The sequence below is a fragment of the Microcoleus sp. genome (assembly GCF_041354475.1).
Taxonomy (GTDB): Bacteria; Cyanobacteriota; Cyanobacteriia; order Cyanobacteriales; family Microcoleaceae; genus Microcoleus.
This window is the reverse complement of sequence record NZ_JBGJZU010000004.1, coordinates 69,616-86,759: the sequence shown is the minus strand read 5'-3', so window position 1 is coordinate 86,759 and position 17,144 is coordinate 69,616. Positions and strand designations below refer to the sequence as shown.

The window sequence follows — 17,144 nt, the reverse complement described above, 5'->3', positions numbered from 1 at the left end:
TCATGACTAATGACTAATGACTACTGACTAATGACTAATGACTAATGACTACTGACTAATGACTACTGACTAATGACTACTGACTAATGACTACTGACTAATGACTAATGAATATCATTTTGCTGTAATTCTTCGTCCCTAAAGGGATTGTAGAAAAAGGAGCCTGTTTGCGGTGGTAATTTGGGGTTGAGTACAATTTCTACTATACTTTTTACTACCCCAGTTAACGGAATTGCCAGGATAACTCCCAATAATCCTCCCACTTTACCTCCTAGCAACAAGGCTGTGAAAATAACTACCGGGCTTAATCCTGTGAGATTTCCCATGATGCGAGGAGCTACTAAGTTATCTTTGATTTGCTGAAGGGAGATCGCCACTGCTAAGACTTGCAGGGCTTGCCACCAATCAATAAATGCTACAATGATACTAACTGCTCCAATTCCCAAAGTTGCACCGATAAAGGGAATTATTTCTGTTAATCCTATAAATACCGCAAATAACAGGAAAAATGGGACTCGCAACCACCAAAAAGCCAGAGTCAGTGCTGTGGCCATAAATAGTCCCAGCAGCAACTGTCCCGATACAAAGCGCTGGAGGTTTCGCTGCAAAGTGTCAGTTAAAACATAGCGAATATCTGGGGAAAAAATACTTGTCAAGCCACCCCAGACTCTTTGTCCGTCTAGGAGCATATAAAAGGAAATGACGAGAATTAGAATTAAATCCAAAAACCAGTTAACCGTACCGACAACTAAGCCTAAACCAGTACCCGCGATCGCCTGTACTTGTTCTTGCACTTTAGCAGATAGTTGCTGCTCCAAAATTTCCACGTTAAAAGGCAAATTGCGATCGGCACTCCAAGTTTGGAATTCACCTAGCTGCTGTCGGCCAGACTCCAACAATTCCGGGAGTCTAGCCCCCAACTGTCTGGCTTGGCTAAACACCGGTGGTACAATAGTTAAACCAATTACTACTAATAACAAACCAGCAGTTAAATAGACCAGGGCCGCAGCTACTCCCCGTGGCAAAAATACTTGCAGTCTTACTACTGCATAATTCAATAAAAAGGCAATCAGTCCCGCCGTTACCAAAATGCTGACCAATTCTCCCACATAATTAATAGCAGCTAGGGTAAACCATCCTGTCACTAGCACTAGCAGCCAAGTGATTAGAAACTGTTGAGCGGGAGAAAAGAGGCTATTCATTGGGATTTTTGTCAATTAAACTGGCACAATTTTTGGGGTATATGTGCCATATTCTACACTAAACATCGGAAATATAAACTAACAATAATAATCAGTTCCCCATGAGAATTACCGGATTATTGATGAGTTGGTGAGAGCCAAACGGCTCCTGGAAACAGAAGTTAGGGCGATCGACTCCCTGTGACAATCAAGCCTCCAGCTACAAGCTCCCGATGCGTGCAGTCATTTTCTCCAAGGCGGCAACCCAAAATTAGACCGCAGTCATCCAAAGGGAGGACGCGGTACTGTTGACCACCTCCGTTACAATGAAATAGATATTAAGAACGCAATCTTTCTTTACAATATAAAAAACCAAAGGCTGATACCGGCGGGAGGAACTACTGTGACCCATCCAATTATTTCAGAAGCGGAAGAAACGCAACCCCTTCATCACCTACACCACAATCGCGATAGCAACGAAGCGGCGATCGTGTACGAAGATAGCATCAAAGACGAGTCTCGCCGGAAATTCGCCTCTGAGGAAGATGAACCCGAAATTTCTCTTTTAGTTCCAGAAATGGATACCGAGGAATCAGCAGTTTGGGAAGGGGAAGAAACAGCATCTGCGCCCAGCAAAGGCATCAAGTGGCCAGGGGTGTTGGCAGGGGTAGGCATTGGGGTAGCTGCTACACTAGCGGCAGTGCACCTGATCCCACGCCCCAGTGCACCTCCGGCTGCTCCCGCAAAAGCGGCAACTCAAGCACCGATCGCTCAGACTGTGACAGTGGCACCGGTGGAATCGGCTCAGGTGACTCAAACTCTAGAAGCAACGGGCACTGTAGCCCCCTACGATTTACTGCCGGTACTCCCACAAGCTAATGGCTTGCAAATCAAGCAGGTGTTGGTGGCGGAAGGAGATAGGGTAGAAAAGGGTCAGGTGATGGCGGTTTTGGATGACTCGGTGTTGCGATCGCAAATTTCCGAAGCTGTTGCTAAAGTACAATCTGCCACTTCTACCGTAGAACAAGCCCAAGCTCAGGTGCAGCAAGCCCAGTCTACCCAAGAAGAAGCCGAAGCCGGCGTTGCTCAAGCTCAGGCTGGCGTGGAAAAAGCCATCGCTGACGCAGAGCAAGCCAAAACAGGTGTCGGCCAAGCTCAAGCTGGTGTTAATCAAGCTAGAGCTGGTGTTAATCAAGCTAGAGCGGGCATTGCTTCTGCTCAGGCTAAATTAGAACAGGCCCAAAGAGAGGTAAATCGTACCCAAGATTTGGCATCTCAGGGAGTAATTAGTCAGCAAGAATTAGAAAGACGTAAAACAGAGCAGCAAACGGCTGTTCAAGATTTGAACAAAACTAAAGCTGATTTAAATCGAGCTTTGGAAGAACAAAATAAAGCAGCGGAAGAAGTGCGATCGGCTCTTGCTAAAGTAGCGAATGCGGTGGCTAATATCAATACAGCTAAGGCAGCCCTCAGCAGTGCTCGTGCGAAAGTGAACACGGCGGGTTCAAGTGTCAGCAGCGCTAGAGCCAATGTCGGAAACAATGCTGCTACTGTTCGGAGCAATGATGCGCGAGTCAAACAGTTACAAACTCAATTAGAACAAACTGTAGTTCGCGCACCGGATAGCGGCACTGTGGCGGAAAGAATTGGTAGAGTGGGGGATGTTTCTTCCGGGAGCCAAAAACTGTTTTCGATTATTCGGGGAAACAAGCTGGAATTGCAATTAAAAGTGCCGGAAACTCAACTTTCCCAGGTACGCCCTGGCACTGCTGTCAATATTACTTCTGATTCTGACAAGCGGATTAAATTAGCAGGAACTGTGCGAGATATTTCGCCTCTGGTTGACCCTCAAAATCGCCAAGCTACAGTGAAAATAGATTTGCCTGAAAGTGATTTTTTGCGATCGGGAATGTTTTTGCGGGCTGCGATTGCTACAGCAACGGCTCAAGGTTTGAAGGTTTCGGCTAAGGCTATTTTACCGCAAGCTGATGGTGGTGCTGTGGTTTATAAATTGGTTGGTGAGGATAAGGTGCAGGCTCAATCTGTGGAGGTTGGGGCAATTTCTGGGGGGGCTGTTGGTGACTTGACTAATGCTAAGGTGGAGATTAAAAAGGGTTTGAAGGTTGGCGATCGCGTGGTGGTTGCTGGGGCTGGTTATCTCAAGGATGGCGATCGGGTTAAGGTTGTTAAATAGTCAGTAGTCAGTAGTCAGTAGTCAGTAGTCAGTAGTCAGTAGTCAGTAGTCAGTAGTCAGTAGTCATTAGTCAGTAGTCAGTCGTCAGTCGTCAGTAGTCAGTCGTCAGTCGTCAGTAGTCAGTAGTCATTAGTCAGTAGTCAGTAGTCATTAGTTAGTAGCGGTGCCCTGAGCGTAGTCGAAGGGTCATTAGTCAGTAGTTAGTAAGTGTAAGGTGCGGACTTCGCACCCTACAGTATTACTTTTTTTGAACGAACCGCGAAGGCGCGAAGGACGCAAAGGAAGAGAAGAAAGAAGAGAGAAAGCGGAAGAAAGCAGGAACTCTATTACCAATGCTCTTCGGCCCAATGCCCAATGCCCCATTCCCCATTCCCCATTATGTCTTTTAATATTTCAGCTTGGTCGATCAAACAACCAGTTCCTACTATTGTCTTATTCTTAATTTTGACAATAGGTGGTTTATTATCTTTTCCGGTTTTGGGCATTGATGATTCCCCGAATATCGATGTTCCTTCGGTGTCGATATCTGTTAGCCAACCGGGGGCAGATCCAGCGGAACTGGAATCTCAAGTTACGAAAAAGGTCGAAGATGCTGTTGCTGGTTTGGGTAATATTGACCACATTATCTCCACCGTTAATGATGGTGCTTCCAATACTACAGTTAACTTTTTGTTGGGAACTAATAGCGATCGCGCTACCAATGATGTCCGCAATGCGATCGCCCAAATTCGCCAAAGTCTGCCCCAAGATATTAACGATCCTGTAGTCAAGCGGGTTGAGTTTGCCGGCAGTTCCATTATGTCCTATGCTGTGGTTTCCCAGCGTCAATCTGTAGAACAGTTAAGCGATTTAATCGACCAAAACATCAGCCGCGTCCTCCTCTCGGTAAAAGGTGTGGCTCAAGTGCAGCGGATTGGAGGTAGAGACAGGGATATTCGAGTAGATTTGAACCCGGAACAACTCAAAAGTCTTGGGATTACAGCTACCCAAGTAAATGACCAAATTCGCAATTTTAATATCAATTTACCAGGTGGGCGCACGGAAATTGGTAACTCAGAGCAAACTATTCGCACCCTCGGTAGTGCCAAAACTCTGGATGAACTCAAAACCTATAAAATTACTTTACCTAAAGGTGATTTTGTGCCTCTCACCAGTTTAGGAGAAGTGACTGAGGGCTATGCAGAGGCGCGTCAGGCGGCGCGACTTAATGGCAAACCTGTAGTGGCTTTTTCCATCCTCCGCAGTACCGGCAGCACTCTGGTAACTGTAGAAGAAGCAGTGCGGGAAACTGTGAAAAAATTGGAAAAGACTTTGCCGCCTGATGTCAAGTTGGAGCTTATTTATACCCTAGCAGACCACATTCGCGATTCCTATGAAGCTTCTGTTGATGCTTTGTTTTTGGGGGCTGGTTTAGCAATAGTAACTATTTTAATCTTTTTGCGGGATTGGCGGGCAACTCTGATTGCTGCTGTGGCGCTACCGCTGTCGGCAATTCCTACTTTTGTGGTGCTCCGACTTTTGGGCTATACCCTTAACGGGATGACTTTGTTGGCCTTGGCGCTGGTGGTGGGAGTATTGGTAGATGATGCGATCGTGGAAATTGAAAATATCGAACGCCATGTCGGGATGGGGAAAACTCCCTATCAAGCTTCTTTGGATGCTTCTGCTGAAATTGGTTTGGCTGTTGTTGCTACTACTATGACGATTGTCGCGGTATTTGCACCGGTGGCTTTTATGCCGGGAATTCCGGGTCAGTTTTTTCGACCTTTTGGGGTGACGGTTTCCGCTTCGGTTTTGTTTTCGCTGCTGGTAGCCCGCACCGTGACTCCGATGATGGCGGCTTATTTGTTTAAGGATAAAGGCCACCATCAACAACAGTTAAAAAAAGACCAATTATCCTATCAGTATCGCCGGCTTTTAACTTGGTCGCTGAAACATCGGGCGATCGTCCTAATTTTAGGTTTAGCTTTGTTTTTTGGCAGCGTTCAGTTAATACCTTACATTCCCACTGGGTTTATCGATCGCGATGATACAGGACTTTCGACTGTCTCCATTGAACTTCCTCCCGGTTCTACTTTACAGCAGACGGATGTAGCAGTAGAACAGGCAACTAAACTGTTACTCACCCATCCTGCGGTGGAAAGTGTTTTAGAGACAGAAGGTTCTCCGACAGTTTCTGGTGGTGCCGGCGGGGGTACTGCCCGTGCTAGTGGTGTGAATACAGGGACTCTTTATGTCAAACTCAAACCTGCGAACAAACGGATTAAGCAACAGCAGTTTGAAGAGGAAATGCGGCCGAAACTGACGGATGTTCCCGGTGTGCGGCTCAGTTTTTCCCAAGGGCGAGTGGGGGGGAGGAAGCAAATGTCGATCGTCCTTAAAAGCGAAAATGCTCCTGCTTTGACGAAAACAGCCCTCGATCTTACTCAACAAATGAGTCGGTTGCCGGGATTGATTGAGGTGCAATCTACCGCGAGTTTGGTGAAGCCAGAAATCTTGGTGAAACCTGACCCAAATCGGGCAGCGGATCAGGGTGTATCTGTACAACAAATTGCTCGTACTGCATCTTTGGCAACCATTGGAGATATTGACTCAAATCTGGCTAAATTCGATTTGCCAGATAGACAAATTCCGATTCATGTGATGTTAGCACCACAGTTTCGCAGCGATGTTGAAACAATTAAGAGTCTCCAAGTACCGGGTAAAAATAATACTTTGGTGCCTTTGAGGGCAGTGGCTGATATTGCTTTGGGTAGCGGGCCTTCTCAGATCGATCGCTATGACAGAGCTCGCCAAGTTTCTGTAGAGGGCAATTTGTTGCCCGGTACTACTTTAGGAGAAGCTTTGGCTGCGGTGAAAAAACTGCCTGCAATGAATCCTCTGCCGCCTGGGGTTGAACAGGAATCTTCGGGAGATGCCAAGGTGATGCAGGATATCTTCAGTGGTTTTGCGGGGGCTTTGGGAACGGCGGTTTTGTTTATTTATGCTGTGTTGGTGTTGCTGTTTGCGAATTTTCTGCATCCGATAACTATTATGGCAGCCCTACCTTTGTCGATCGGGGGTGCTTTGCTGGGGCTGCTGGTGGGCCAGAAGTCTTTGGGGCTCTACGCTTTGATTGGGATCGTTTTGCTGATGGGAATTGTGACGAAAAACTCGATTTTGTTGGTGGATTACGCAATTCTGAATCAGAAGGAAGGAAAGCCGATGTATGAAGCGACGCTGGAATCTGGGGTGGCGCGCTTGCGGCCGATTTTGATGACAACCATCGCCATGATTGCTGGGATGATTCCCATCGCCCTGGGACTTGGTGCCGGTTCTCAGGTGCGCAGCCCCATGGCGATGGCGGTAATTGGCGGTTTGATGACTTCCACTCTCTTGACTTTGGTGGTGATTCCGGTGATTTTTACCTATATGGATGGTTTCCAAATCTGGATTTTTAATCTCGTGCGGGGTAACAAGGAAAAAGCCAAGAAAGCGCGATCGTCTATTCGTTTGTAGTCAGCAATTCCGTCCTATTCAAGGCTCTGTGTCCTCTGTGTTCTAGTAAGGTTAAATAATTCCCTAGTGCGGCGATCGGCTAAATGCTATCCTATTCACAATCCGGTAATTCGGTCTCTTGCCCTCGGATTCCTGCGCAGCCAACAACCATCTCAAATCTCAAATAAGTTGACATTTTATGAGTATTATGATAGCAATCAATGCCGAGCAGATCCACAATTTAGATTTGTCTCCGGTACAGACAGTAATTGACCAGTGGCTAGCAGCAGGGGCGATCGGCCAAAACGAACAACAGCTACAATTTGAAATAGAGTACCCGCGCGAAGATTTAGATCCGCGAGAAATTTCCGAAATCCCAGAGGTTCGGCTGTGGTTTATTCGCTTAGATGCTTATTATCCTTGGCTCCCCTTTCTGCTAGATTGGAAAGTCGGAGAATTAGCCCGCTATGCCGCCATGTTGGTGCCGCATCAGTTCCACCGCACCGAAGGAATTCAGTACAATCCTGAAGCTTTGGAAATGTTTTTGATGCACAAAATTTTTGTATTAACTGATTGGTTACATCAACAAGGAATTCCTAGCAAATCGAAGTTGCTGTCGATGTCGCAAATGTTGGGCTATGACTTGGATGATGCTTTTTTTGATGTGATTTTACCCCACAAATAGCCGATCGCACATCTAGTTTGCCAAAAATTATTCTTTCCCACCTAGAATATTAGACCAGCAACCCGAATTAGATCGCCACACAGATGAGTGTAGGCGGTTGCTACGCCAAACCCCAAACACCAGTCACTCTTTGTTCTAGTTGCAAGCCCCAACTTGAGCCAAGGTCTGTTCGGGTATTACCCTGAAATCATGTAGTGTAACTATAGTTTACAATTAAGTAGTAAAACCAAAAACACGGAAAAAAAATTTATTGATTCCGCGTCATGGAAATCCAGCCTGTTCCCCTCTTGATAAGGCGGTTGAAGCCGCCCGTGTCGCTTTTATCTCAGGTCTTTAGACACTGAGTTTCCCGCATACCGATTTTTATTATGAAAGATCTCACTCGTTATCGAAATATCGGCATCTTCGCCCACGTAGATGCAGGCAAGACCACTACAACCGAAAGAATCCTCAAGCTGACGGGTAAAATCCATAAGATTGGTGAAGTGCACGAAGGCGCGGCGACGACGGACTTCATGGAACAGGAGCAAGAGCGCGGAATTACAATTCAATCTGCTGCTACCACCTGCTTCTGGAATGAACACCAACTGAATATCATCGATACCCCAGGACACGTCGATTTCACCATTGAAGTTTATCGTTCTCTGAAGGTACTCGATGGTGGTATTGGTGTGTTTTGTGGTTCCGGTGGAGTTGAACCTCAATCGGAAACCAACTGGCGCTATGCCAACGATTCCAAAGTCGCTCGTGTCATCTACATCAATAAGCTCGATCGCACCGGTGCAGATTTTTACCGCGTTGTCAAGCAAGTCGATAAAATTCTTGCAGCCAAGCCCATGGTCATGGTGTTGCCGATCGGCATTGAAGAAAAATTCTGCGGCGTAGTCGATTTGCTCACCCGCAAAGCCTGGATCTGGGATGATTCCGGCGACCCCATGAACTATGAAATTAAAGATGTCCCCGCCGATATGGTCGATGATGTCGAAACTTGGCGCGAACAGTTGATCGAACTGGCCGTTGAGCAAGATGACACTCTGATGGAACAATATCTCGAAGGCAACGAGCCGAGTATTGAAGACCTCAAACGCTGTATTCGCAAAGGTACTCGCGATCGGGCCTTTTTCCCCACCTACTGCGGCTCATCCTTCAAAAACAAAGGCGTACAGTTAGTTCTCGATGCCGTCGTTGACTATCTGCCAAACCCCATGGAAGTCACACCGCAACCAGAAGTCGATCTTGATGGGAATGAAACCGGCGAATTTGCCATTGTCGATCCCAGCAGACCATTGCGCGCCCTAGCATTCAAGATCATGGACGATCGCTACGGTGCCCTAACCTTCACCCGCCTGTACTCAGGAACCCTGTCCAAGGGCGACACCATACTCAACACCGCCACAGGCAAAACCGAGCGCGTCAGCCGTTTGGTAGAAATGCACGCCAACTCTCGCGAAGAAATTGACTCTGCCCAAGCAGGTGATATTGTGGCGATCGTCGGCATGAAAAACGTCCGCACCGGACACACCATCTGCGACCCCAAAAATCCCGCCACCCTAGAGCCAATGGTGTTCCCAGAACCCGTTATTTCAATTTCGGTCAGACCGAAACAAAAAGGCGGCGAAGAAAAAATGGGAGCAGCCCTCACCAAGATGGTACAAGAAGACCCATCCTTCCACATGGTGACGGATCAAGAAAGTGGCGAAATGATTCTAAAAGGCATGGGCGAGTTACACCTCGACATCAAAGTAGACATTCTCCGGCGCACCCACGGCGTCGAAGTAGAAGTTGGCGAACCACAAGTAGCCTACCGCGAATCGATTACCAAGCGCCTAGAAGACGATTACACCCACAAAAAGCAATCCGGTGGTTCAGGTCAATTTGCCAAAATCGGCTATGTAATCGAACCCGGTGAGCCTGGAAGTGGATTCATATTTGAGTCAAAAGTAACCGGTGGTAGTGTACCGAGAGAATATTGGCCAGCAGTCGAAAAAGGCTTTGAAAGCTGCGTCGATAAAGGTGTCCTAGCTGGATTCCCTTGCTTAGACTTGAAATTCACCCTCCTGGAAGGTGGTTTCCACCCCGTTGACTCATCCGCAATGGCCTTTGAAATTGCAGCCAAAGCGGCCTATCGCCAATCAATTCCGAAAGCTGGACCTCAATTGCTCGAACCGATTATGAATGTCGATGTATTCACTCCAGATGATTACATGGGCGATGTCATCGGAGACCTCAACCGTCGCCGGGGGATGATGAAATCTCAAGAAACAGGACAAACAGGAGCGCGGATCAAGGCAGACGTGCCCTTGAGCGAAATGTTTGGTTACATCAGTGACTTGCGTACCATGACCTCTGGGCGCGGACAATTCTCCATGTCCTTCTCCCACTATGCTCCTTGTCCCAGCAACATCGCTGAAGAAGTGATTAAGCAAGCCAAAGAGCGTCAAGCTGCGAAGTAGTTAATTGGCATTTTTACTGGTTCCCCGGCTCTGCCTGGGAACCTATGTCTAGAGGCTCTGCCTCGATCGCGCGCATGGTAGAATTCTACTGGTTCCCCGGCTCTGCCTGGGAACCTATGTCTAGAGGCTCTGCCTCGATCGCGCAGATGGTAGAATTAGAAAGCAAACATCGCAGTTAATCCAAAGTTGGTTTGCTCAACTAGAGCATGGCGAAAAAAAATAATAAGTACAGTGAGGTTCGACAAAAAATATGATTGAGTCGATCGCAACACTTTCACTAACAGACTTCCTCGCTCAACCAGATATTGAATCCTCACCTGCATGGGAATTGATTCTGGGACAAGCAGTTCAAAAAACTATGCCTACCCTTTTTCATTCGCGACTACAACACAACTTGGTTAACTATATCAACGATCGGACCGATCGGTTTGAAGCGATACCAGAGTTGCGCTGCTTGGTACTTCCCTACTCGCCAGTACCAGATATAGCAATTGTAGCAGGCGATCGGCTTACCGATGAAGACGGGCCACTTAACGGCGCACCGGATTGGTTAATTGAAATTCGATCGCCGGATCAAAGCACTTTAAACTTGCAGAATAAGATTCTCCACTGCCTGAGTAACGGCACGCAATTAGCATGGCTAATCGATATATCTCACCAACAAGTTTGGGTATGGCAGGGTGAGGAGCTACCTATAATCTGTTCGGGTGCAGATATTTTACCAGTTTTAGGTATTCCCCCGGAACTTACGGTTGATGCTGTGATGTCTATGATTCGCCGACAGTAGGCATTTTATATCAATTCCGGTTGCACTCAGACATAATATAGAGGAGACGGCAGTGCCAAGGAGTGTCAACTTAACCTGTCAGCCCGCCAAGTTCGTCTGTGGGCCCGGAGTCCGCCAGGGGTTGAAACCCCTGTCTAATAGCTAAAGTCCTCTCAAAGAGGACTAATGAGTTGAAAATTCTTCTCTTCAGTCCTCTTTTAGAGGACTTTAGCTTTGAGGCGGGGGTTTCAACCCCCGCCGGACTATGGGTTTGACCTTAAGTTGACACTCCTTGGGCAGTGCCGTGTCCCTACAATTGATCGTGGTAGGGACACGGCACTGCCGTCTCCTCTGTCATTCCTAAATCAATATTTTAATTTTTTTTCGACCTATACTGAAACAGGTCATGCTTCCCCGACTCCTAAAACTTGTGCTACGGTGAGTTTTAGATCGGGAAAAGTCGTCGATGCGATCGCATTGCTTCCTTGAAAAACAGCTTCTTCATACAGTCCATCTACCCATATCAGCACGGTAACTTTTGCTTGACTGGGGTCAACGATCCAGTATTCAGGAATTCCCCGTGCGGCATATTCCGATCGCTTGTAGCGGTAGTCTCGATCTTCATTCACTTTACCCGGAGAAACCACCTCAACCACTAATGCAGGTGGTGGCATATCCTGCGTAATTGTAGCTCGTCTGCCATCGATCGCCGCGAATAATTCCTCAGTCAAGATTATCAGGTCTGGAAAACGGACGCGGGTGCGATTTCCAGTGACTACAATCTCGGTATCTTTATGACGTATGAGTTTTATGGGGACAAACTTGAAGAATTCCACAAGCAGATAGAGAGAAATCAAGTTATTTCTGTCACTTTCTGGAGGCATTTCAACTAATTCCCCATCTATGAGTTCATATTTGGTGTCTGTTCCATCGTCATAAACAAGGTATTCTTCTAGGGTGAGTTTTCTGGTCGCTGTCGTTGTCGTCATGGCGATCGCCCTTACAAATCTCTGTATTTCAACCTACGTCTATTATACCGTCCAATACCTACCCTACCTTTATATTATCTGGCGTTCTTTTCTGCTAATTTGGTTGTGTTTCCCCGGCTCCTAAAACTTGTGCTACGGTGAGTTTCAGATCGGGAAAAGTCGTTGAGACGATCGCATTACTTCCTTGAAAAACAGCTTCTTCATACAGTCCATCTACCCATATCAGCACGGTAACTTTTGCTTGACTGGGGTCAACGATCCAGTATTCAGGAATTCCCCGTGCGGCATATTCCGATCGCTTGTAGCGGTAGTCTCGATCTTCATTCACTTTACCCGGAGAAACCACCTCAACCACTAATGCAGGTGGTGGCATATCCTGCGTAATTGTAGCTCGTCTGCCATCGATCGCCGCGAATAATTCCTCAGTCAAGATTATCAGGTCTGGAAAACGGACGCGGGTGCGATTTCCAGTGACTACAATCTCGGTATCTTTATGACGTATGAGTTTTATGGGGACAAACTTGAAGAATTCCACAAGCAGATAGAGAGAAATCAAGTTATTTCTGTCACTTTCTGGAGGCATTTCAACTAATTCTCCGTCTATGAGTTCATATTTGGTGTCTGTCCCATCGTCATAAACAAGGTATTCTTCTAGTGTGAATTTTCTAGTCGCTGTGGTTGTCGTCATGGCGATCGCCCTTACAAATCTCTGTATTTAAACCTATGTCAATTATAATGTTAAGTTCCACATCCTGCCTAACTCATGATTGAATCCAGATTTTTTAATCCTTAATTTGAATAGGACTTGGGTTTTAAGCAACGGAGGAGACGGCTTTTGGAGTGTCCCTACATGATTATTTGGGGTAGTCCAAGGGCAATGCCGTGTCCGATTTCTTAAGTTTTTGTGTATAAGTTCTGTTAATTTTTTCTAATCCTGTGATAATAATAAACAAGCTGCACTAAATTATTACTTAAGGGGAATTTGAATGAACGTTTTGCTTGTCTATCCGCAATTTCCCAAAAGTTTCTGGTCTTTTGAGAAAACCCTAGCTTTACTCAATCGATCGGCAATGTTGCCACCTCTAGGTTTAGTCACAGTAGCTGCCATTCTGCCACAAGATTGGCAATTTAAGTTAGTCGATCGCAACGTGCGTCAAGTTACCGAAGCCGAATGGGCCTGGACAGACTTAGTGATTCTCTCCGCAATGATTGTCCAAAAAGAAGATTTACTCATCCAAATTCGGGAAGCAAAGCAGAGAAATAAGCAAGTTGCCGTAGGTGGACCCTATCCCACAGCATTACCCGACGAAGCAAAAATGGCCGGTGCTGACTATCTAATTTTAGATGAAGGTGAAATTACCCTACCATTATTTGTAGAGGCGATCGGCAACGGAGTCACTTCAGGCATCTTCCGAGCTGGTGGCGAAAGACCCGATGTCACCGGCACACCAATCCCCAGATTCGACTTACTAGAATTTGAAGCCTACGCCGAAATGTCAGTCCAATTCTCACGAGGTTGCCCCTTCCAGTGCGAATTTTGTGACATTATCGTCCTCTATGGTCGCAAACCACGAACCAAAAACCCCGACCAGATTATCGCAGAACTCGATCGCCTATATGAACTCGGTTGGCGGCGTAGTATTTTCATGGTTGATGACAACTTCATCGGCAACAAACGCAACGTCAAACTATTCCTAAAAGAACTTCTACCCTGGATGGTAGAACATCAATATCCATTTTCCTTTGCCACAGAAGCTTCCGTAGATTTAGCCAACGACCAAGAATTAATGGATGCCATGGTCGCCTGTAACTTTGGTTCTGTCTTTTTAGGCATTGAAACACCAGATGAAGAAAGCCTAGCCCTGACTCAAAAATACCAAAATACCAGGAGTTCTCTCAGCGAAGCCGTGGAGAGAATCACTCGCACAGGTATACGAGTAATGGCAGGATTCATCATTGGATTTGATGGAGAAAAGCCAGGAGCAGGTGCACGAATTGTCCAGTTTGTAGAGCAAACATCAATTCCCACAGCTCTGTTTAGTATGCTGCAAGCCCTTCCTGATACAGCACTCTGGCATCGGTTAGCAAAGGAAGGAAGATTACGCAAAGAATCCGCTAATATCAATCAGACAACTTTAATGAACTTTGTGCCGACGAGACCCCTCGAAGACATTGCTCAGGAGTATATTGAAGCATTCTGGGAATTATATGAGCCAAAGCGTTTTCTCGATCGCACATACCGCCACTATCGCCTTTTAGGAGAAGCAACCTATCCCAAAAAAGGCAAAGGTAGTAGCAAAAAAGTTAACTGGGTCACAATCAGGGCGCTACTGACAATTTGCTGGCGACAAGGCGTACTGCGCAGCACACGCTGGCAATTTTGGAGCCATTTGTTCAGTATGTACTACCATAACCCCGGTGGTGTCAGCAGCTATCTCTCCGTTTGCGCCCAAATCGAGCATTTCTTCGAGTATCGTCAGATTGTCCGCGATGAAATTGAAGCACAAGTGGCTGAGTTTCTAGCGACTGAATTTGAACCCATTAACTCAGATGAAAAGATGGCAGTGATTTAATTTTGGCTTGAACAATTAGACTAGGGAGCGCTTACACCCATAGATTCTAGCGCCCTAGGCAAATAATTGACGTCGATTTCGGTGCTAGTCAGAGCCAAAGCTCTGGCTTTTTTTTTGACTCAAGTTCTTCGATGTTTACTTAAGTAAGTGTCACCAAAAAAATACACTGACATCTGAGAAAATACACTTACGAATAAACACTTATACCACAACTAAAAATTATCACAACCATCCCAGCAAAAATTGTGGTATGATACATTTAATTTTTCCGGTCAAAATTTTAGTTTCAATAAATAATTGCTCGATTGCGATCGATTATGAACACTAAATTATCAGTATAAGTGGAGGCAGTTAAAATGTATGGTTTAGTGAATCGTGCGATTCAAGACATGGTATGCGATCTGTTTGATGAAGCTACTTGGGAAAAAATCAAACAGAAAGCGGAAGTTATAGAGCAGCAATTTCTGATTTTAGAAGCTTATCCCGATGATTTGACTCATCGTCTAGTTAAATCTGCTAGTCAAGAGCTTGGCTTATCTAGTGCAGAAATTATGCAAGCCTTTGGTGAATACTGGGTGAAATTTACAGCTACTGCGGGTTATCAAGAAATACTAGATATGGCCGGAGATACATTACCGGAATTTCTGGAAAATCTAGATGATTTACATACTCGGATTGGGGTGCAATTTCCTAAGTTGCAACCACCATCTTTTGAATGTACAGAAGTTGCCGAAAATGTGATAGACCTGCATTATCAGTCTACACGGGAAGGTCTGGCACCCATGGTAGTTGGGTTAGTCAAGGGTTTGGGCGATCGCTTCCACACAGCAGTTGATATCACCCAAACGGAATCCCGTGAAGCAGGATGCGAACGTGACACATTTCGGATTGAATACAGAGCCGAATAGACTGCAAAATATTCATGAATAAGCCACTGTATACACTGCATCCCCAGATTTTTTGTGAAATATTTCCATTTCATATAGGATTTAATCACAATCTGGAAATTGTCCAGGTTGGCGAGGTATTACAACGGACTCATCAAATCACATTATTAGGTGAACCAATAGATGGGCATTTTCAAATTCATCAGCCAGCGATCGCCTTTGACATTTTAAAGATTCAGAAAAAAATCAAATCATTATTTATTCTAGAATCGAAGCATAACTCTCTAAAATTAAAAGGCCAAATGGTCGCTCTGAAAGAGGAACAGGTGATCCTGTTTATTTGCTCGGTGTGGAATCCAGACTCAAGCCTGCTATCCAAATTAGCTGTCAAGTTGAAAGACTTTGCAATTCACGATCTGACTCCCGATTTTTTGTTTTTGCAACAAACTAGCCAAACGGCTATTCGGGAAGTTCAAAGCTTGACGGAAGAATTAACTAAGCAGAAAATTCAGATTCAAGCATCACTAGAAGTGCAGAAAGAACTGACATCTTTATCCCAAAATCAAGCACAACATTTAAAACAGGCTTTGAGTAACATTAAGGAAACACAATCACAGCTAATTCAAGCAGAAAAAATGTCAAGTTTAGGTATGTTAGTCGCCGGAATAGCCCATGAGATAAATAATCCGGTAACTTTTATTCATGGTAATTTGAGATATCTGCAAGAATACGTAGAAAGTCTGCTAAAATTATTACAGCTTTATCAAAAATACTATCCGCAACCCCCATCAGAAATCGCCACAGAAGCGGATATAATCGATATCGTTTTTTTAGAAACCGACCTTCCCAAATTACTAAATTCTATCAAAATTGGCACGGAACGCATCTGCAAAATTGTAGATTCTCTCAAAAATTTTTCCCGCCATGATGAAGCGAAAAAGAAAGCTGTAGATATTCATTCTGGCATTGATAGCACTTTGTTGATTTTACAGCATCGGCTGAAAGCTTATGGTAAAAATGCCGAGATTCAAGTGATTAAACAATATGGTGAATTACCCTTAATCAATTGCTACGCATCGTCAATTAATCAGGTATTTATGAATATTATCAGTAATAGCATAGATGCTTTGCGAGATGCAGAGGAAAATTGTGCCGACTGGAATCAAGAACCTACCATTGTGATTCAGACTTTAGTCAATGATACTCAGAATTTGGTAGTCAGGATTGCTGACAATGGTATGGGTATGGAACAATCGGCGATGGATAAAATATTTGACCCATTTTTTACAACGAAGCCCGTGGGAAAGGGTACGGGTTTGGGATTGTCAATTAGCTATGGGATTGTGGTGGAAAAACACGGGGGTAAGTTAAGCTGTATTTCTGCACCGGGAGATGGGGCGGAATTTGCGATCGAAATTCCGCTGTTAAATTCCTAACTCTTGCACTTGTTTATTGCTGTGTGGTTGAGATTAATTGACCGGATAGGATATAAAAATTGAGGGTAGAGCCACCAGATATACTTAGATTTAGGCACAGGTTTCAATCTATAGCAGTCCTTGCAGGAGTCGTAAAGTTTTTTACCCCACCCCAACCCTCCCCTTATCAAGGGGAGGGAGTAAGAAATTCACAAATGATGCGAGGATTGCTATATGTTATAATTAATCAAAATTGAGGAATCATTATGTCAAAAGAAAGAAAAAGTAACAAAGAAGTCAAAAAGCCAAAGAAACAGCCTGATGGTGTTGCTAAGCCGAAAAATGACAACAAAAATTATGGTAGTACAGAAGGCCGCAAGTAGAGATAGCAGCCACTGTCGAAATTGCGCTTAATGTTGTTCAATTTTCATTGTTGCCATTAGTAACAGAGATCGCGCCACGTTTCCAGGATATTCAGAATCACTTTATGTTCGATCGGACCTAGGCGGCGATCGCAAGAGAGA

12 protein-coding genes are annotated in these 17,144 nt (G+C 45.3%); 9 read left to right on the top strand and 3 right to left on the bottom strand.

Annotated elements, in window-relative coordinates:
* Positions 1 to 104 precede the first annotated feature (104 nt).
* Entirely contained in the window at positions 105 to 1,202 is a 1,098-nt protein-coding gene (locus ACBR23_RS02585; RefSeq protein ID WP_371114214.1) for an AI-2E family transporter, read from the bottom strand.
* 382 nt (positions 1,203 to 1,584) lie between these two features.
* On the opposite strand from ACBR23_RS02585, the gene ACBR23_RS02580 reads away from it, so the two are divergent.
* The 6 genes from ACBR23_RS02580 (at position 1,585) to ACBR23_RS02555 (ending at position 10,777) form a co-directional block, all read left to right on the top strand.
* Positions 1,585 to 3,375: an efflux RND transporter periplasmic adaptor subunit gene (locus ACBR23_RS02580; protein WP_371114215.1), complete on the top strand. Its 1,791-nt coding sequence runs from the start codon at positions 1,585 to 1,587 to the stop codon at positions 3,373 to 3,375.
* Positions 3,376 to 3,753: 378 nt separating this feature from the next.
* The gene (locus ACBR23_RS02575) at positions 3,754 to 6,873 is read left to right on the top strand and encodes an efflux RND transporter permease subunit (RefSeq protein WP_371114216.1); all 3,120 of its coding nucleotides are present in this window, start codon (positions 3,754 to 3,756) and stop codon (positions 6,871 to 6,873) included.
* A 178-nt stretch (positions 6,874 to 7,051) separates the two neighbouring features.
* Positions 7,052 to 7,537 carry a CRR6 family NdhI maturation factor gene (locus tag ACBR23_RS02570; RefSeq protein ID WP_341735490.1) on the top strand — a complete coding sequence of 162 codons (486 nt, stop codon included), beginning with the start codon at positions 7,052 to 7,054 and terminating at the stop codon, positions 7,535 to 7,537.
* 368 nt (positions 7,538 to 7,905) lie between these two features.
* Positions 7,906 to 9,990 carry an elongation factor G gene (gene fusA, locus ACBR23_RS02565; protein WP_341735491.1) on the top strand — a complete coding sequence of 695 codons (2,085 nt, stop codon included), beginning with the start codon at positions 7,906 to 7,908 and terminating at the stop codon, positions 9,988 to 9,990.
* A gap of 44 nt (positions 9,991 to 10,034) precedes the next feature.
* A complete protein-coding gene (locus ACBR23_RS02560; protein WP_341735492.1) occupies positions 10,035 to 10,169 on the top strand; it encodes a hypothetical protein in 135 nt (44 codons plus the stop codon).
* Between the two features lie 71 nt (positions 10,170 to 10,240).
* Positions 10,241 to 10,777 carry a Uma2 family endonuclease gene (locus tag ACBR23_RS02555; RefSeq protein WP_371114217.1) on the top strand — a complete coding sequence of 179 codons (537 nt, stop codon included), beginning with the start codon at positions 10,241 to 10,243 and terminating at the stop codon, positions 10,775 to 10,777.
* 383 nt (positions 10,778 to 11,160) lie between these two features.
* Here ACBR23_RS02555 and ACBR23_RS02550 read toward each other — a convergent pair whose 3' ends face one another.
* Positions 11,161 to 11,745, bottom strand: coding sequence for a Uma2 family endonuclease (locus ACBR23_RS02550; protein WP_371118659.1), 585 nt, complete (start codon positions 11,743 to 11,745; stop codon positions 11,161 to 11,163).
* A 94-nt stretch (positions 11,746 to 11,839) separates the two neighbouring features.
* Positions 11,840 to 12,433 (bottom strand): Uma2 family endonuclease, encoded by a 594-nt coding sequence (locus ACBR23_RS02545; protein ID WP_371118658.1) that lies wholly within the window; start codon positions 12,431 to 12,433, stop codon positions 11,840 to 11,842.
* A gap of 298 nt (positions 12,434 to 12,731) precedes the next feature.
* On the opposite strand from ACBR23_RS02545, the gene ACBR23_RS02540 reads away from it, so the two are divergent.
* The 3 genes from ACBR23_RS02540 (at position 12,732) to ACBR23_RS02530 (ending at position 16,641) form a co-directional block, all read left to right on the top strand.
* The gene (locus ACBR23_RS02540) at positions 12,732 to 14,318 is read left to right on the top strand and encodes a B12-binding domain-containing radical SAM protein (protein ID WP_371118657.1); all 1,587 of its coding nucleotides are present in this window, start codon (positions 12,732 to 12,734) and stop codon (positions 14,316 to 14,318) included.
* Between the two features lie 356 nt (positions 14,319 to 14,674).
* Positions 14,675 to 15,226 carry a heme NO-binding domain-containing protein gene (locus ACBR23_RS02535; protein WP_340541682.1) on the top strand — a complete coding sequence of 184 codons (552 nt, stop codon included), beginning with the start codon at positions 14,675 to 14,677 and terminating at the stop codon, positions 15,224 to 15,226.
* A 14-nt stretch (positions 15,227 to 15,240) separates the two neighbouring features.
* Positions 15,241 to 16,641, top strand: coding sequence for an ATP-binding protein (locus ACBR23_RS02530; protein ID WP_371114220.1), 1,401 nt, complete (start codon positions 15,241 to 15,243; stop codon positions 16,639 to 16,641).
* Positions 16,642 to 17,144: the final 503 nt, after the last annotated feature.

Coding starts and splice junctions, on each gene's coding strand:
- ACBR23_RS02585 (WP_371114214.1), bottom strand. CDS start 1,202: ATGAATAGCCTCTTTTCTCCCGCTCAACAGTTTCTAATCACTTGGCTG.
- ACBR23_RS02575 (WP_371114216.1), top strand. CDS start 3,754: ATGTCTTTTAATATTTCAGCTTGGTCGATCAAACAACCAGTTCCTACT.
- ACBR23_RS02570 (WP_341735490.1), top strand. CDS start 7,052: ATGAGTATTATGATAGCAATCAATGCCGAGCAGATCCACAATTTAGAT.
- fusA (WP_341735491.1), top strand. CDS start 7,906: ATGAAAGATCTCACTCGTTATCGAAATATCGGCATCTTCGCCCACGTA.
- ACBR23_RS02560 (WP_341735492.1), top strand. CDS start 10,035: ATGTCTAGAGGCTCTGCCTCGATCGCGCGCATGGTAGAATTCTACTGG.
- ACBR23_RS02555 (WP_371114217.1), top strand. CDS start 10,241: ATGATTGAGTCGATCGCAACACTTTCACTAACAGACTTCCTCGCTCAA.
- ACBR23_RS02550 (WP_371118659.1), bottom strand. CDS start 11,745: ATGACGACAACGACAGCGACCAGAAAACTCACCCTAGAAGAATACCTT.
- ACBR23_RS02545 (WP_371118658.1), bottom strand. CDS start 12,433: ATGACGACAACCACAGCGACTAGAAAATTCACACTAGAAGAATACCTT.
- ACBR23_RS02540 (WP_371118657.1), top strand. CDS start 12,732: ATGAACGTTTTGCTTGTCTATCCGCAATTTCCCAAAAGTTTCTGGTCT.
- ACBR23_RS02535 (WP_340541682.1), top strand. CDS start 14,675: ATGTATGGTTTAGTGAATCGTGCGATTCAAGACATGGTATGCGATCTG.
- ACBR23_RS02530 (WP_371114220.1), top strand. CDS start 15,241: ATGAATAAGCCACTGTATACACTGCATCCCCAGATTTTTTGTGAAATA.